General features: G+C 71.4%; 11 protein-coding genes. 3 read left to right on the top strand and 8 right to left on the bottom strand.

The window, feature by feature from the left end; translation table 11 throughout:
• The coding region (locus ACFU97_RS26195; protein WP_384260911.1) for an ATP-binding protein at positions 1–2,800 on the top strand (2,800 nt) is incomplete at its 5' end.
• A 12-nt stretch (positions 2,801–2,812) separates the two neighbouring features.
• Complete coding sequence (locus ACFU97_RS26200) at positions 2,813–3,400, top strand: two-component system response regulator (protein ID WP_384260914.1); 588 nt, start codon at positions 2,813–2,815, stop codon at positions 3,398–3,400.
• Positions 3,401–3,414: 14 nt separating this feature from the next.
• Here the strand turns inward: ACFU97_RS26200 and ACFU97_RS26205 are convergent, their stop codons facing one another.
• Positions 3,415–5,289: an AMP-dependent synthetase/ligase gene (locus ACFU97_RS26205; protein ID WP_384260917.1), complete on the bottom strand. Its 1,875-nt coding sequence runs from the start codon at positions 5,287–5,289 to the stop codon at positions 3,415–3,417.
• A 249-nt stretch (positions 5,290–5,538) separates the two neighbouring features.
• A complete protein-coding gene (gene lepA / locus ACFU97_RS26210) occupies positions 5,539–7,407 on the bottom strand; it encodes a translation elongation factor 4 (protein WP_384260920.1) in 1,869 nt (622 codons plus the stop codon).
• 222 nt (positions 7,408–7,629) lie between these two features.
• On the opposite strand from lepA, the gene rpsT reads away from it, so the two are divergent.
• Complete coding sequence (gene rpsT / locus ACFU97_RS26215; protein WP_384260922.1) at positions 7,630–7,896, top strand: 30S ribosomal protein S20; 267 nt, start codon at positions 7,630–7,632, stop codon at positions 7,894–7,896.
• Between the two features lie 509 nt (positions 7,897–8,405).
• On the opposite strand, the gene holA is transcribed toward rpsT, so the two are convergent.
• From holA to ACFU97_RS26245, 6 genes are all read right to left on the bottom strand, one after another.
• Positions 8,406–9,395 (bottom strand): DNA polymerase III subunit delta, encoded by a 990-nt coding sequence (holA, locus tag ACFU97_RS26220; protein ID WP_384260925.1) that lies wholly within the window; start codon positions 9,393–9,395, stop codon positions 8,406–8,408.
• A 201-nt stretch (positions 9,396–9,596) separates the two neighbouring features.
• Positions 9,597–9,842 carry a hypothetical protein gene (locus ACFU97_RS26225; RefSeq protein WP_384260928.1) on the bottom strand — a complete coding sequence of 82 codons (246 nt, stop codon included), beginning with the start codon at positions 9,840–9,842 and terminating at the stop codon, positions 9,597–9,599.
• A 41-nt stretch (positions 9,843–9,883) separates the two neighbouring features.
• Positions 9,884–10,765 (bottom strand): YceI family protein, encoded by an 882-nt coding sequence (locus ACFU97_RS26230; RefSeq protein ID WP_384260930.1) that lies wholly within the window; start codon positions 10,763–10,765, stop codon positions 9,884–9,886.
• A gap of 126 nt (positions 10,766–10,891) precedes the next feature.
• Positions 10,892–11,695 carry an arylamine N-acetyltransferase gene (locus ACFU97_RS26235; protein WP_384260932.1) on the bottom strand — a complete coding sequence of 268 codons (804 nt, stop codon included), beginning with the start codon at positions 11,693–11,695 and terminating at the stop codon, positions 10,892–10,894.
• Between the two features lie 4 nt (positions 11,696–11,699).
• Positions 11,700–14,309, bottom strand: a complete 2,610-nt coding sequence (locus tag ACFU97_RS26240; RefSeq protein ID WP_384260935.1) for a ComEC/Rec2 family competence protein — start codon at positions 14,307–14,309, stop codon at positions 11,700–11,702.
• Positions 14,306–15,334: a helix-hairpin-helix domain-containing protein gene (locus ACFU97_RS26245; protein WP_384260938.1), complete on the bottom strand. Its 1,029-nt coding sequence runs from the start codon at positions 15,332–15,334 to the stop codon at positions 14,306–14,308. Before ACFU97_RS26245 ends, ACFU97_RS26240 begins: the two co-directional genes overlap by 4 nt.
• Between the last annotated feature and the right edge of the window lie 85 nt (positions 15,335–15,419).

The following is a 15,419-nucleotide window of genomic DNA, read 5'->3' on the forward strand; positions in this document are numbered from 1 at the left end:
CGGCACCGAGGGCAACCTCGGCGGCCAGGCGCAGGTGCGCGGTGTGTCGGGCGTCTGGAAGGACCTCACCGACAACGTCAACTTCATGGCGCTGAACCTGACCTCGCAGGTGCGCAACATCGCCCAGGTGACCACCGCCGTCGCCAACGGCGACCTCTCCAAGAAGATCACCGTCGACGCCCGCGGCGAGATCCTGGAGCTGAAGGACACCGTCAACACGATGGTGCAGCAGCTGCGCGCCTTCGCCGACGAGGTGACCCGCGTGGCCCGCGAGGTCGGCACCGACGGCCGGCTCGGCGGCCGCGCCCAGGTCCTCGGCGTCTCCGGCGTGTGGCGGGACCTGACCGACAACGTCAACTACATGGCGGACAACCTCACTTCGCAGGTGCGCAACATCGCCCAGGTGACCACCGCCGTCGCCAACGGCGACCTGTCCAAGAAGATCGACGTGGACGCGCGCGGCGAGATCCTGGAGCTGAAGACCGCCATCAACACCATGGTCGACACGCTCTCCTCCTTCTCCTCCGAGGTCACCCGCGTGGCCCGCGAGGTCGGCTCCGAGGGCCAACTCGGCGGCCAGGCACGGGTCGAGGGCGTCTACGGCACCTGGAAGCGCCTGACGACCAACGTGAACGAGCTCGCCCTCAACCTCACCACCCAGGTCCGCGCGATCGCCGAGGTCGCCTCCGCCGTGGCCCAGGGCGACATGTCCCGCTCGATCACGGTCGAGGCGCGCGGCGAGGTCGCCGAGCTCAAGGACAACATCAACCTGATGGTGGCCAACCTCCGCGAGACCACCCGCGCGAAGGACTGGCTGGAGTCCAACCTGGCCCGCCTCGCCGCCCTGATGCAGGGCCACCGCGACCTGATGGAGGTCGCCGACCTGCTGCTGCGCGAGCTGACGCCGCTGGTGAACGCCCAGTACGGCGCGTTCTTCCTGGCCGACCCGGGCGAGGACAGCACCTCGCTGCGCACCTCCGTACCCGCTAAGGGGCTCGCCTTCATCGCCGGGTACGGCTCGGCGCAGGGCGCGACCGTCGAGACCGGCGGCCTGCCGGTGCACGGCCTGGTGCAGCAGGCGGCGCGCGAGAAGAAGCGGATCCTCGTCGAGGAGGCCCCGCCGGACTACATCAAGATCAACAGCGGACTCGGCGAGGCGGCACCCACGAGCGTCGTCATCATCCCGATCCTCTTCGAGGACAAGCTCCTCGGCGTGATCGAGCTGGCGTCCTTCTCCCGCTTCTCCGACGTGCACCTGGCCTTCTTCGACCAGTTCGTGAACACCATCGCCGTCGCCATCAACACGATCATCGCCAACTCCCGTACGGAGTCCCTGCTCGGCGAGTCCCAGCGGCTGGCCATGCAGCTCCAGGAGCGCTCCGACGAACTCCAGATGCAGCAGGCCGAGTTGCAGCGTTCGAACGCCGAACTGGAGGAGAAGGCAGCCCTGCTGGCGACGTCCTCGCAGTACAAGTCCGAGTTCCTGGCGAACATGTCGCACGAGCTGCGCACCCCGCTCAACTCGCTGCTCATCCTGGCCCGGCTGCTGTCCGACAACCCGGACGGCCATCTCACCGACCAGGAGGTGCAGTTCGCGACGACGATCCACCGCTCGGGCTCGGACCTGCTCCAGCTGATCAACGACATCCTGGACCTGTCGAAGATCGAGGCCGGCCGGATGGACGTACGCCCGAAGAAGCTGCCGCTGATCAAGCTGCTCGACTACGTGCACGCCACGTTCCGCCCGCTCACCCTCGACCGGGGGCTCGCCTTCGAGGTGTCGGTCGGCGAGGACGTGCCGCGCGAGATGTACTCGGACGAGCAGCGGCTCCAGCAGATCCTGCGCAACCTGCTGTCCAACGCGATCAAGTTCACCGCGACGGGCCGCGTCGAACTGCGGGTGAGCCGGATCAAGGACCCCGAGCACCTCAGCGTCCACGACGGGGACGACGTCATCGCCTTCTCGGTCACCGACACCGGCATCGGCATCGCCGCCGAGAAACTCCCGGTGATCTTCGAGGCGTTCCAGCAGGCCGACGGCACCACCAACCGCAAGTACGGCGGCACCGGCCTCGGCCTGTCCATCAGCCGGGAGATCGCGGGCCTGCTCGGCGGCCGTATCGTCGCCGAGAGCGAGCCGGGCAAGGGGTCCACGTTCACGCTGTACGTGCCCGTCGTCAGCCCTGGCCACGCGGCCACCGAGCCGGCCGCCGAGGAGCACGCGCTGCCGGTCCCCCAGCAGTTGTCGACCGAGCCGTTCACGTCCTCGCACGACGCGGACGAGGCGTGGCCCGCGCCCACCAAGCTGGAGGCGTGGAAGACCGGCCGGGCGGGTCAGGTGCTGCCCGGGCGGCGGGTGCTGATCGTCGACGACGACATCCGCAACGTCTTCGCCCTCACCCATGTCCTCGGCCGGGTCGGCATGCCCGTCCTGTACGCGGAGAACGGCCGCGAGGGCATCGAGACCCTGGAGCGCAATCCGGACGTCGAGCTCGTCCTGATGGACATCATGATGCCGGAGATGGACGGGTACGAGACCATCTCCGCCATCCGCCGCACCCCCCGCTGGACCGGTCTGCCGATCGTCGCCCTCACCGCGAAGGCGATGCCCGGGGACCGGGAGAAGTCCATCGCGCGCGGCGCGAACGACTACGTACCGAAGCCGGTGGACGTCGATCTCCTGCTGACGGTGGTGTGCGCGCTGCTGGACCCTGAGGGCGCCGACGACACCATCGAGCCCGCCGCAACAGAACCCGGCGCAAGTGCGGAAGCCGCGGTTCCGCCGCCGATTGAATCATGAGGCACAGTCACCATGAGCGCTGAGGCAACGACCGACGAGCGCGCCAGCATCCTCCTCGTGGACGACATGGAGGACAACCTGATCGCGCTGGAGGCCGTTCTGGGGTCCCTCAACGAGCCGCTGGTACGCGCACGTTCGGGCGAGGAAGCGATGAAGGCGCTGCTGCGGCAGCACTTCGCCCTCGTCCTGCTCGACGTGCGCATGCCCGGCATGGACGGATTCGAGACGGCCGCGAACATCAAGCGGCTCGACCAGACCAAGGACGTCCCGATCATCTTCCTCACCGGCGCGGACGACGACTCGGGCTACGCCTTCCGCGGCTACGCCACGGGGGCCGCGGACTACCTCACCAAGCCCTTCGACCCGTGGGTGCTCAGGGCGAAGGTCACCGTCTTCCTCGACCTGCACCGCAAGAACCTGCAACTGGAGCGGCTGCTCGCCCAGGAGCAGGCGGACACCAGGGCGGACTACGGCGAGGTGGGCGGCAGACTGGCCGACCTGCAGGCCGACCTGGACGGCGAGGAACCCCTGGACCGGGACGCGCTGCGCGCCCGGATCCAGGAGATCCGTCAGCTGGTGAGCAGGGGCCGCCCGGGCTGACCCCCGCTCCTCGGCTACGCCTCCCGCGTACCGGCGTACATCTCGTCGATCAGGTGCTTGTACTCCCGCTCGACGACCGGCCGCTTCAGCTTCAGGCTCGGCGTGATCTCACCGTGCTCCACGTCGAGGTCGCGGGGCAGCAGCCGGAACTTCTTGATGGTCTGCCAGCGCTGCAGCCCCTGGTTGAGCTCCTTCACATAGCCCTCGACGAGGGCGACCGTGGCGGGCGCGGCGACGATCTCGGCGTAGGACCTGCCCTCCATGCCGTTGTCCTTGGCCCACTCCAGCAGCGACGGCTCGTCCAGCGCGATGAGCGCGGTGCAGAAGTTCCGGTCGGCGCCGTGCACCAGGATGTTGGAGACGTACGGGCACACGGCCTTGAACTGGCCCTCGACCTCGGCCGGCGCGATGTACTTGCCGCCGGACGTCTTGATGAGGTCCTTCTTGCGGTCGGTGATGCGCAGATAGCCGTCCGCGGACAGCTCGCCGATGTCGCCGGTGTGGAACCAGCCGTCCGACTCCAGCACCTCGGCCGTCTTGTCGGGCAGCCCGTGGTAGCCCTCCATGATGCCGGGGCCGCGCAGCAGGATCTCGCCGTCGTCGGCGATGCGGACCTCGGTGCCGGGCAGCGGCTTGCCGACCGTGCCGGTGCGGTAGGCCTCGCCCGGGTTGACGAAGGAGGCGGCCGAGGACTCGGTGAGGCCGTAGCCCTCCAGGATGTGGATGCCGGCGCCGGCGAAGAAGTAGCCGATCTCCGGGGCGAGCGCGGCCGAGCCGGAGACGCAGGCGCGCAGGTTGCCGCCGAACGCCTCGCGGATCTTGGCGAAGACCAGCGCGTCGGCCACCTTGTGCTTGGCGCCCAGACCGAAGGGGACGGACGCCGTGCCGGTGCGCCGGAAGTTGTCCTGCGAGGCCTTGGCGTACTCGCGGGCGACCTCCGCGGCCCACTGGAAGATCTTGTACTTGGCGCCACCGCCGGCCTTCGCCTTGGCCGCGACCCCGTTGTAGACCTTCTCGAAGATGCGCGGGACGGCCGCCATGTACGTCGGCTGCACGACCGGCAGGTTCTCGATGATCTTGTCCACGCGGCCGTCGACGGCGGTGACGTGGCCGACCTCGATCTGGCCGGAGGTGAGCACCTTGCCGAAGACGTGCGCGAGCGGCAGCCACAGGTACTGCACGTCCTCCGGGCCGACCAGCCCGGTCGCGGCGATCGCCTTGGCCATGTACGACCAGTTGTCGTGCGGCAGGCGCACGCCCTTGGGGCGGCCGGTGGTGCCGGAGGTGTAGATGAGGGTGGCGAGCTGGTCCTTGGTGATCGCGCCGACCCGCTCCTTGATCAGGTCGGGGTCCTTCTCCAGCCGGGCGGCGCCACGGGCCTCCAGCTCGGCGAGGGTGAGCACCCAGTCGCTCGTCTCGACGCCGGCCGCGTCGACCACCACGACGTGGGTGAGCGCGGGCAGCTCGCCGCGCTTCTCGACGACCTTGGCGAGCTGGGCCGCGTCCTCCGCGATCAGCACCCGGCTCTCGGAGTCGGCCAGGATGAACGCCGACTCGTCGGCGTTGGTCTGCGGGTAGACCGTGGTCGTGGCCGCGCCGGCGCACATGATGCCGAGGTCGGCCAGCAGCCACTCGACCCGGGTCGAGGAGGCGAGCGCGACGCGCTGCTCGGGCAGCACGCCCAGCTCGATCAGACCGGCCGCGATCGCGTAGACCCGCTCGGCGGCCTGCGCCCAGCTCAGCGACTTCCACTCGTCGGGGCCGTCCCCGGAAGCGGGTGCCACCGGATAGCGGTACGCCTCGGCGTCCGGTGTGGCGGCAACGCGTTCCAGGAAGAGAGTCGCCACGCTCGGCGGACGGTTCTCGATCAGTGTCTGTGTGTCGCTCACGACATCCTCCGGGGCCCGCGGCAGTGCGGCTGGCTCAGTGCGGCTGGTTTCACTCGCGGTGGTTGTTTAACTCGCGAGTAACTATCGAGCAGAGATCAGAGTAGAGCCCGACCGGCCGGTGCGTAAGAGGCGGCGGCCTGTTGCTTCGTACAGAGAGCGACGTTACGCACGCGTAGGGGCCCGCCGCAGTTTCGTACGACGAGCCCCTGTTGTGTGCGGTTTGGCGGCGCAACCGGTAGTTACCTCTGGTTACTTCTTGCCCTTGCCCGACCCCGCGCTGTCATCGCTGGAGAGCACCGCGATGAACGCCTCCTGCGGAACCTCCACGGAACCCACCATCTTCATTCGCTTCTTGCCCTCCTTCTGCTTCTCGAGGAGCTTGCGCTTACGGGAGATGTCACCGCCGTAGCACTTGGCGAGCACGTCCTTGCGGATGGCGCGGATGGTCTCGCGCGCGATCACCCGGGAGCCGATGGCGGCCTGGATCGGCACCTCGAAGGCCTGCCGCGGGATGAGCTCGCGCAGCTTGGCGACGAGCCGCACGCCGTAGGCGTAGGCCGCGTCCTTGTGCGTGATCGCGGAGAAGGCGTCGACCTTGTCTCCGTGCAGCAGGATGTCGACCTTGACCAGGCTGGAGGTCTGCTCGCCGGTGGGCTCGTAGTCCAGCGACGCGTAACCGCGGGTCTTCGACTTCAGCTGGTCGAAGAAGTCGAAGACGATCTCCGCGAGCGGCAGCGTGTAGCGGATCTCGACGCGGTCCTCGGAGAGGTAGTCCATGCCGAGCAGGGTGCCGCGCCGGGTCTGGCACAGCTCCATGATCGAGCCGATGAACTCGGTGGGCGCGAGGATCGTGGCGCGTACGACCGGCTCGTACACCTCGTTGATCTTGCCCTCGGGGAACTCGCTCGGGTTGGTGACGGTGTGCTCGCTGCCGTCCTCCATCACCACCCGGTAGACCACGTTCGGCGCGGTGGCGATCAGGTCGAGACCGAACTCGCGCTCCAGGCGCTCGCGGATCACGTCGAGGTGGAGCAGGCCCAGGAAGCCGACACGGAAGCCGAAGCCGAGGGCGGCGGACGTCTCCGGCTCGTAGACGAGCGCGGCGTCGTTGAGCTGGAGCTTGTCGAGGGCCTCGCGCAGCTCCGGGTAGTCGGAGCCGTCCAGCGGATACAGACCGGAGAAGACCATGGGCTTCGGGTCCTTGTAGCCGCCGAGCGCCTCGGTCGCCCCCTTGTGCTGGCTGGTGACGGTGTCACCGACCTTGGACTGGCGGACGTCCTTCACGCCGGTGATGAGGTAGCCCACCTCGCCGACGCCGAGCCCGTCCGCGGAGAGCATCTCCGGCGAGTTGGTGCCGATCTCCAGCAGCTCGTGGGTGGCGCCGGTCGACATCATCTTGATGCGCTCGCGCTTGTTGAGCTGGCCGTCGATGACACGGACGTAGGTGACGACGCCGCGGTAGGAGTCGTAGACGGAGTCGAAGATCATCGCGCGGGCCGGGGCGTCCGCGACGCCGACCGGCGCCGGGATCTCCGCCACCACCTTGTCGAGCAGCGCGTCGACGCCGACACCGGTCTTGGCGGAGACCCGGAGCACGTCGTCGGGGTCGCAGCCGACCAGGTTGGCGAGCTCCTCGGCGAACTTCTCGGGCTGCGCGGCCGGCAGGTCGATCTTGTTCAGCACGGGGATGATCGTGAGGTCGTTCTCCATCGCCAGGTAGAGGTTGGCGAGGGTCTGGGCCTCGATGCCCTGGGCCGCGTCGACGAGGAGGATGGTCCCCTCGCAGGCGGCCAGCGACCGCGAGACCTCGTACGTGAAGTCGACGTGCCCGGGGGTGTCGATCATGTTCAGGATGTGCGTGTTGGTCTCGTCATGGGTCGGGGCCCACGGCAGGCGCACCGCCTGGGACTTGATCGTGATGCCGCGCTCGCGCTCGATGTCCATCCGGTCGAGGTACTGAGCACGCATCTGCCGCTGCTCGACGACGCCGGTCAGCTGGAGCATCCGGTCGGCGAGCGTGGACTTGCCGTGGTCGATGTGCGCGATGATGCAGAAATTGCGGATCAGAGCCGGGTCGGTGCGGCTCGGCTCGGGCACATTCTTAGGGGTCGCGGGCACGCAGGGTCCTGTCTCTTGAGGCGCCTTATGCCTCGGGTCGGATCGATACGTAGGCTCCATGGTCCCACGGCGGGCGACCGGGGACCGTTTTGGGCCGTCGGGTGGGCCACTGGTAGCCTGGGTGGCTGTGCCTCATGCCCTCTCAGCGCGGGGCGCACCTCAAGAAATCACCTGGCGCGGGCCGAGTGCGGTCCTGTGCCTGAACCTGAAAAGGCTCAATCAGTGGCGAACATCAAGTCCCAGATCAAGCGGATCAAGACCAACGAGAAGGCCCGGCTGCGCAACAAGGCCGTCAAGTCTTCGCTGAAGACCGCGATCCGCAAGGCCCGTGAGGCCGCTGCCGCGGGTGACCGCGAGAAGGCCCTCGAGTACCAGCGCGCTGCCGCGCGTCAGCTCGACAAGGCCGTCTCCAAGGGTGTCATCCACAAGAACCAGGCCGCCAACAAGAAGTCGGCGCTTGCTCAGAAGGTCGCGTCCCTCCAGGGCTGACGTCTCTGTGATCTGACCGCCGGACGGACCCAGAGCGGGCCCTCTCTCATCCGCTCCCGCCCGGCACCCCGGAGCCTGTACGCGGCCTGCGTTCGCCACGCGGGTACGGGCTCGACATCGCAACCGAAAACCCCGCTTCCTGCCCTTCCCCAGGGCGGGGGGTGGGGTTTTTTGGGTTGCGAGTGCGCCTTACCCCGGGTGCCGGGTGGGGCGGCGTTGGAGGGGTCAGCTGCGGCCTCGGGAGCGGGCGGTGGTGGTCCCGGCGCGCCGACGGTTGCGGGCGGAGCCGGAGGTCGCGGCGCTGCCGGGCGACCGGAGCGGGACATCGGGGTGTCGGCGCGTACAGGCCGGGCGGGAGTGGGGCTCCGGCGGCTCCGGGGTGGGGGGTGCCGGGGTCGGGCGTGCCGGAGTCGGGGGCGCCGGAGTCGGGGGCGCCGGAGTCGGGCGTGCCGGAGTCGGGGCGCCGGAGTCGGGCGTGCCGGAGTCGGGGGCGCCGGGGTTCGGTGGGGTCAGGTGCGGCCTCGGGAGCGGGCCGCTCGGGCGATGGTGACGACGGCCTTCTCCAGGGCGTAGTCGGGGTCGTCGCCACCGCCCTTGACGCCCGCGTCCGCCTCGGCCACCGCCCGCAGCGCGACGGACACCCCGTCCGGTGTCCAGCCGCGCATCTGCTGCCGCACCCGGTCGATCTTCCACGGCGGCATGCCGAGCTCCCGCGCGAGATCCGCAGGCCGGCCCCCGCGCGCGGAGGACAGCTTGCCGATCGCCCGCACGCCCTGCGCGAGCGCGCTGGTGATCAGCACGGGCGCGACGCCGGTCGACAGCGCCCACCGAAGCGCCTCCAGCGCCTCGGCAGCCCGCCCCTCCACCGCCCGGTCGGCGACCTCGAAGCTCGACGCCTCGGCCCGGCCGGTGTAGTACCGCCCGACGACCGCGCCGTCGATGGTCCCCTCCACGTCCGCGACCAGCTGGGAGACCGCGGACGCCAGCTCCCGCAGATCGCTGCCGATCGCGTCGACCAGCGCCTGGCAGGCCTCGGGCGTGGCCGACCTCCCGGCCGCCCTGAACTCCCCGCGCACGAACGCCAGCCGGTCCGCCGGCTTGGTCATCTTCGGGCAGGCGACCTCCCGGGCACCCGCCTTGCGCGCGGCGTCGAGCAGCGCCTTGCCCTTGGCTCCGCCCGCGTGCAGCAGCACGAGGGTGATCTCCTCGGCGGTCGACCCCAGGTACGCCTTCACGTCCTTGACCGTGTCGGCCGAAAGATCCTGCGCGTTCCGTACGACCACGACCTTGCGCTCCGCGAAGAGCGAGGGGCTGGTGAGCTCGGCGAGCGTGCCGGGCTGCAACTGGTCCGGAGTCAGGTCTCGTACGTCCGTGTCGGCGTCGGCGGCCCTCGCGGCGGCCACCACCTCCTGCACGGCACGGTCGAGCAACAGGTCCTCCTGGCCCACGGCGAGCGTCACGGGGGCGAGAGGGTCGTCATTCGCAGTCTTCCTGGCCATCGCGCCAAGCATGGCACGGGCCACTGACAACGCGGCCGTCGCGGCGGCGTTCAAGGGGCGCGGGGAACTGCGCGACCAGCCACGACCGCCGCGCGGCCGAGCTGCCACTGCTCCGCGACCGACCGGCAGCCGACCCGCGGTCGACCGCCGGCAGACCCACAGCCGACCCACGGGATCAGCGCCGGCCCTCCCCGCGGAGCGCTACGGCTCCTCGCGCCACCCGTCCCACTCCCCCGCGAACGCGTCCAGCTCCGCCGGGTCCAGCCGCCCGTCCTCGTCACTCAGCACGACCAGCCACTGCGCGTCCTCGGCGTCGTCCTCGCCGGCCAGCGCGTCCCGCACCAACTGCGGCTCCTCCGCCACCCCGAACCGCTCCCCCAGCGCCAGGGCCGCCTCCTCCGCTGCGTCGCGGTCGGGCAGCACCAGCACATGTCTCACATCGCTCACGCGCTCATTCTCCGGCACCCCCGCCGAGGCCAGGACGCAGGTCAGCCCTTGCGCACGATCTGCACGTCGAGCTCGACGCGGATGCTCGGGCCCACCACGGCGATCCCCCGCGCCAGCATGGTCTGCCAGCTGACCGTGAAGTCGTCCCGGTGCAGCTCCGTCGTGGCCCGGCAGGCCGCCCGCACCTCGCCCTCCATGCCGTTGCCGAGCCCGAGGTACTCCATGTCCAGCGTGACCGTCCGCGTCACACCGTGCAGCGACAGCGCTCCCGTGACGGCCCACCGGTTCCCGCCCTTGTGCACGAACCGGTCGCTGTAGAACTCCAGTGTCGGGAAGCGCTCCACGTCCAGGAAGTCCGCCGACCGCAGATGGTCGTCGCGCATCCTGACGTTCGTGTCGATGGAGGCCGCGTCGATCACCACGTGCATCGCCGACCGCTCCACCGGCTCGGCGATCCGCACGGCCCCGGCGAAAGCGTTGAACCGGCCGTGGATCCGCGCCAGCCCGATGTGCCGCGCGGTGAACCCGATCGAGGAGTGCGTCGGCTCGACCTCCCAGTCACCCGCCGGCGGCAGCTCCGGCGGCTGCGCGACCTGGAGCATCACATCGCCCAGCGAGGAGAGCCTGTCCTCCTCGACGATCGCGCCGGCCCGGTAGGGCGTGTACCCCTCGGCCGACACCGCGAGCCGGTACTGCCCCGCCGGCACCGTCGTCACGAACGACCCGTAGGGATCCGTCTCGCCGCCGACCACCTTGCGCCCCATGGCGTCGCTGACCGCGAACTCGGCATGCGGCACCGGGTCGTTGACCGGATCCAGCACTCGGCAGCTCAGCACGCCTGCACTCGGCGGGGTCGCCACCGCCGCCAAGGGGTTCGTCCGCTGCGCCCTGCTCGTTCGGTTTCCCAGCCAGCGGCCGAACATCTACGCCACCCCAGTGCTCCTCGGCATCAATGGTTTACGAAGAAACATTCGATCACTGTTGCGGCTTTCGAGGCAAATCAGGCCGCCTGCGCACGAGTGGCGACAACTGGCCCCCTGTGAACCGAATCAGGAGCCCCTGTGCGCATTTCGCACGGTCGGCACCCGGTCCAGCTCGATCCCGAACCACTCCCGGTACACCCCGAGCACCTCCTCGTCGGTGCCCAACTCCCTTTCCTCCCGTGCCCCGTCGGCCCCCGTGATCTTGAAGGTCCGCCCGCTGAGCGTGATCCTCCCGCCGTCCTCCGCCACCTTGGAGCACACCAGCGACTGCACGAAGTGCGACCTGGGCGAGGTGCTGTGCCACCACGCCCCGGCCACGAAGTCGCCCAGCTCACGCGGCCGCACCTCCAGCCGGTACTGCGGCCCGCCGTTCACCACGACATCCAGGTCCGGCCCCGCCTCGGCGATCCGGAACACACCGCCCGGGTCCTTCTGCTCGCCCCTGTCCGCGAACGCCAGCGGATAGTGGCTGTGCGCCCCGAACCCCACGTCCGCCAGCCACTCCGCCCCGTCCACCGTCCGCACCCGCAGGGCGAGATGGTCGTACGGAATCCCGAGCCGCCCCGCGTCCCCGTGCACCCGCGCGGCGAGCAGGGTGACCTCGAAGCCGAGCTCGCCGAGCAACGCGGCGAACGCGCCGTTGAGTTCGTAGCAGAACCCGCCCCGCCGCGCCCCCACCACCTTCTCCACCAGCCGCTCCTCCTCCAGCACGATCTCCTCGCCGAGGTGGATCGAGAGGTTCTCGAAGGGCACGGCCCGCAGATGGCGCAGGTGCAGATCGCGGAGCACGTCGGCGGTGGGCGCAGTGGGCCATCCCTCGGGCCCGATTCCCAGGCGGCGGAGATAGCCGTCGATCTCTCGGATATGCATGCCCTCAGTCTGTCGCCACTCGCAGCTCCCTGCCCGCCCCCGCGACGGCGAGCGCTCCGTCCCGGTCCGTCCGCAGCACCACCGCGCCCTCGGCCCGCAGCGCCGCGACCGTGCCGGGAGCCGGGTGCCCGTACGGGTTGTCCTCTCCGCAGGAGATCAGCGCCAGCCGCGGCGCCGCCCTGCGTATCAGCTCCGGGTTCTGGTACGCCGAGCCGTGATGCGCCACCTTCAGCACGTCCACGCCGTCCAGCAGCGCCCCCTGCGGCGACCTCAACAGCTCCTGCTGGGCCGGGGGTTCGAGGTCCCCGAGCAGCAGGAACCGCAGTCCGGCCGATCTGACCAGCAGGGCGACGCTGGCGTCGTTCGGCCCGTCCGGATCCGGTGCCGGACGCGGCGGGGGCCACAGCACCCGCCAGTTCAGCGTGCCAATACGCCGCTGCTCCCCCGCCGCGGCCCGGGTGAGCGGGATGTGCCGCGCCGCCGCCTCCCTCCGTACGAACTCCACCTGGTCCGCGGGCTCTTCGAAGCCCGTCGTCTCGATCGCACCCACCGAGCGCCCGCGCAGCACCCCGGGGAGCCCAGCCGCATGGTCGGCGTGGAAGTGGGTCAGCACGACCAGCGGGATCCTGGTGATGCCGAGCGTGCGCAGACAGTGGTCGACAAGCGCCGGATCGGGTCCGGCGTCCACGACCACGCCACTGCCGTCCCCTGCCGCGAGCACGGTCGCGTCCCCCTGCCCCACGTCGCACATCGCGAACCGCCACCCCGGCGGCGGCCATCCCGTGATCACCCTGGTCAGCGGCGGCGGCCGCACCACCACGAGGACGAGCAGCGCCCCGCAGGCCGCGCACAGCCAGGGGTGCCCCAGCAGCCGCCGACCCGCCGTGAGGACGACCAGCGTGACCAGGGCGAGCAGCCCGGCCCCGGCCCAGCTGCCCGGCCAGTCCACGCCCCCGCCCGGCAGCGCGGCCCCGGTGCGGGCGATGTCCGCGATCCAGCCCGCGGGCCAACCGGCGCACCACGCACACGCTTCGGCCAGCGGCATCAGTACCGGCGCCGTCGCCAGCGCCGCGAACCCCAGCACCGTGGCCGGCGCCACCGCGAGCTCCGCGAGGAGGTTGCACGGCACCGCCACCAGGCTCACCCGCGCCGACAGCACCGCCACGACCGGCGCGCACAGCACCTGCGCGGCGGCCGCCGCGGCCAGAGCCTCCGCGAGCCTCGGCGGCACCCGGCGCCGCCGCAGCGCCTCGCTCCAGCGGGGAGCGAGCGTGAGCAGGGCGCCGGTGGCCAGCACTGAGAGCAGGAAGCCGTAACTCCGGGCCAGCCAGGGGTCGTAGAGCACCAGCAGCAGGACGGCGGCCGCCAGCGCGGGGACGAGCGACCTGCGGCGGCCGGTCGCCAGGGCCAGCAGCACCACACTGCCGCAGGCCGCGGCGCGCAGCACACTCGGATCCGGCCGGCACACCACCACGAAACCGAGCGTGAGCGCGCTGCCGAGCACCGCGGTCGTCCGCAGCGGGATGCCGAGCCGGGGCGCGAGCCCCCGCCGCTCCACCAGCCGGGCCATGCCGGGCGGCCCGATGAGCAGGGCGAGGATGATGGTGAGGTTGCTGCCGGACACCGCGAGCAGGTGCGCGAGGTCACTCTCCTTGAACGCCCCGTCCAGCTCCGGGGTGATCCGCGAGGTGTCCCCGACGACCAGCCCGGGCAGCAGTGCCCGCGCGTCCGCCGGCAGCCCGTCCGTCGCCTGCCGCAGCCCGGCCCGCAGCCGCCCGGCGAACCGCTGCGCCCCCGACGGCCCCGCCACCACCTCCGGCACGGCCTGCCCCCGCACCCGCAGCACTCCCGCGACCCGGTCGCCGCCGACGGCTGCGGGTGCCGAGCGGGCGTGGACGAGCAGGCGCGTGGAGGGCAGCAACTCGAGCCAGGGCGAGGGTCGTTCGGCAGGGCTCGCCGGACCGGTTCCGCCCGGTCCGTTCGCGGGGGTCCCGGTCCGGGTCCCCACGTCGACGATCAGCAGTACCGGCGTCCGTGTGACCACCGCCGTCCCGTCCGCCTCCTCCACCCGCCGTACCACCGCGTCCATCAGCACGGAGGGCGGCATGGCGCGGTCACCCCTGATCCGGGGCCGGGTGAGCCGGGGGTCGGACGTGATCTCGACCTCGGCAGTCACGGAGGCGTACTGCCGTGCCAGCCCGGGCACCGGCCCGCGCCGCAGGTCGGCTCCGTGCAGCCCCGCGGAGACGGCGGCGCCGGCGACACAGAGCAGCACGGCGGCGACCGGGAGCCGGGTCCGGCGCTCACACACGGTCGGGCTTTGCCGCCGAGTCGTGCGCGCCAGACCGGACCGCTCCTCGGGCGATTCCCGGCGTGGCCCTCGCCGCCGTGCCACCAGCAGGACCAGCGCCGCAGCCGTGCACGCCACCGCGACGACGATCACCGGGCCCGGCGTCGCGTCGAGCAGCACCGCGGTGGTCGCCCAGGCCGCGAGCGCGGGCGGTACGAGGCGCAGGTCGGCCGGTCCTTCCTGCCGGGGTTGGGCAGCTCCGAGCCGTCCTCCGGCGGCGTGCACGGTCGCGCGCCCGGGCGGGAGAGCGGGGGTGCGCCTCATGGCCGTACGAGATTCCGGAGATCGGCGAAGCGGCGGGCGCCGATGCCGTCGACCTCGCGCAGCTCGTCCACCGAGCGGAAACCGCCGTGCTGTGCGCGGTAGTCGACGATGTGCTGGGCGAGCACCGGACCGACGCCCGGCAAGGTGTCGAGCTGCTCCACGGTGGCGGTGCTGAGCACGACCGGGGCCACGGGAGCACCACTCGCCACCGCACCACCCGCGCCCGCACCCGTGCTGCCCGCGGAACCGCCGCCGGCCGCGACAGGTGCCGGAGCCACCGGTCCTCCGACGATCACCTGCTCCCCGTCCATGAGGAGGCGGGCCCGGTTCAGCCCGTCCGTGTTCGTGCCGGGGCGGACCCCGCCGGCCGCGCTCAGGGCGTCGGCGACCCGTGAACCGGCGGGAAGACGATGAATCCCCGGCTCGCGCACCTTGCCGCTGACGTCCACGACGATCTCGGCCGCGGCCGACCCGGACCCGGCCGGATCCACGGCGCCGGGCGCACCGCTCGGCCCGGGCTCCGCGCCGCCCCTCCGCTCACCGAACGGAGCCGCCGCCCGCACCACTTCGGGTGCCCGAACCACCTCCGTCCGCCCGGTCCAGAAGTGCTGGACGGCGAAGACCGCGGCCACCACGAGCACCACGGACAGGGCGACCACACTCCGCCGCTCCAGCCCGCACCGCGTCTGCACCCACAGCGGCATCCGCTCCCGCAGCGCGAGCACGGCCCGTCCACGCCGGCCCTCGCCGACCGAGGAGCCCTCCGGGCCTTCGCCCGCTCCAAGAACCCCGCCCTCCCCCAATTGCGGCTCCGGCACCACCGGCGGCCCCGTCCCCGACTCCCGCCGCTCACCGGCGTGTTCGGGGAACAGCAACTCCGCGCGCCGGCGGGGTTCGTCCGCCGGCGCCGGCCGCCGCCCGCGGCTCCGCACCGGCGAGTGGCGGCGGATCCGGCCGTCGGAGGCGGGTCCCCGCCCCGGGCCGCTGGAGACGGTCGCTGTACGTGTGCGTGATCGAAGTGCCATGTGGCGAGCATCGGGCACCTCGGCGACCCCGCGATGATCTTGCTCAATTCCCGGGGATTACCGACCGGTTGTGGAAAACCCCGCC

It is taken from the genome of Streptomyces sp. NPDC057616, from assembly GCF_042800575.1.
In the GTDB taxonomy this organism is placed as follows: domain Bacteria; phylum Actinomycetota; class Actinomycetes; order Streptomycetales; family Streptomycetaceae; genus Streptomyces.

Excerpts from the sequence above, each read along its gene's own strand:
- ACFU97_RS26200 (WP_384260914.1), top strand. The coding sequence starts at position 2,813 with ATGAGCGCTGAGGCAACGACCGACGAGCGCGCCAGCATCCTCCTCGTG.
- holA (WP_384260925.1), bottom strand. The coding sequence starts at position 9,395 with ATGGCCAGGAAGACTGCGAATGACGACCCTCTCGCCCCCGTGACGCTC.
- ACFU97_RS26230 (WP_384260930.1), bottom strand. The coding sequence starts at position 10,765 with ATGTTCGGCCGCTGGCTGGGAAACCGAACGAGCAGGGCGCAGCGGACG.
- ACFU97_RS26235 (WP_384260932.1), bottom strand. The coding sequence starts at position 11,695 with ATGCATATCCGAGAGATCGACGGCTATCTCCGCCGCCTGGGAATCGGG.
- ACFU97_RS26240 (WP_384260935.1), bottom strand. The coding sequence starts at position 14,309 with ATGAGGCGCACCCCCGCTCTCCCGCCCGGGCGCGCGACCGTGCACGCC.
- ACFU97_RS26245 (WP_384260938.1), bottom strand. The coding sequence starts at position 15,334 with ATGGCACTTCGATCACGCACACGTACAGCGACCGTCTCCAGCGGCCCG.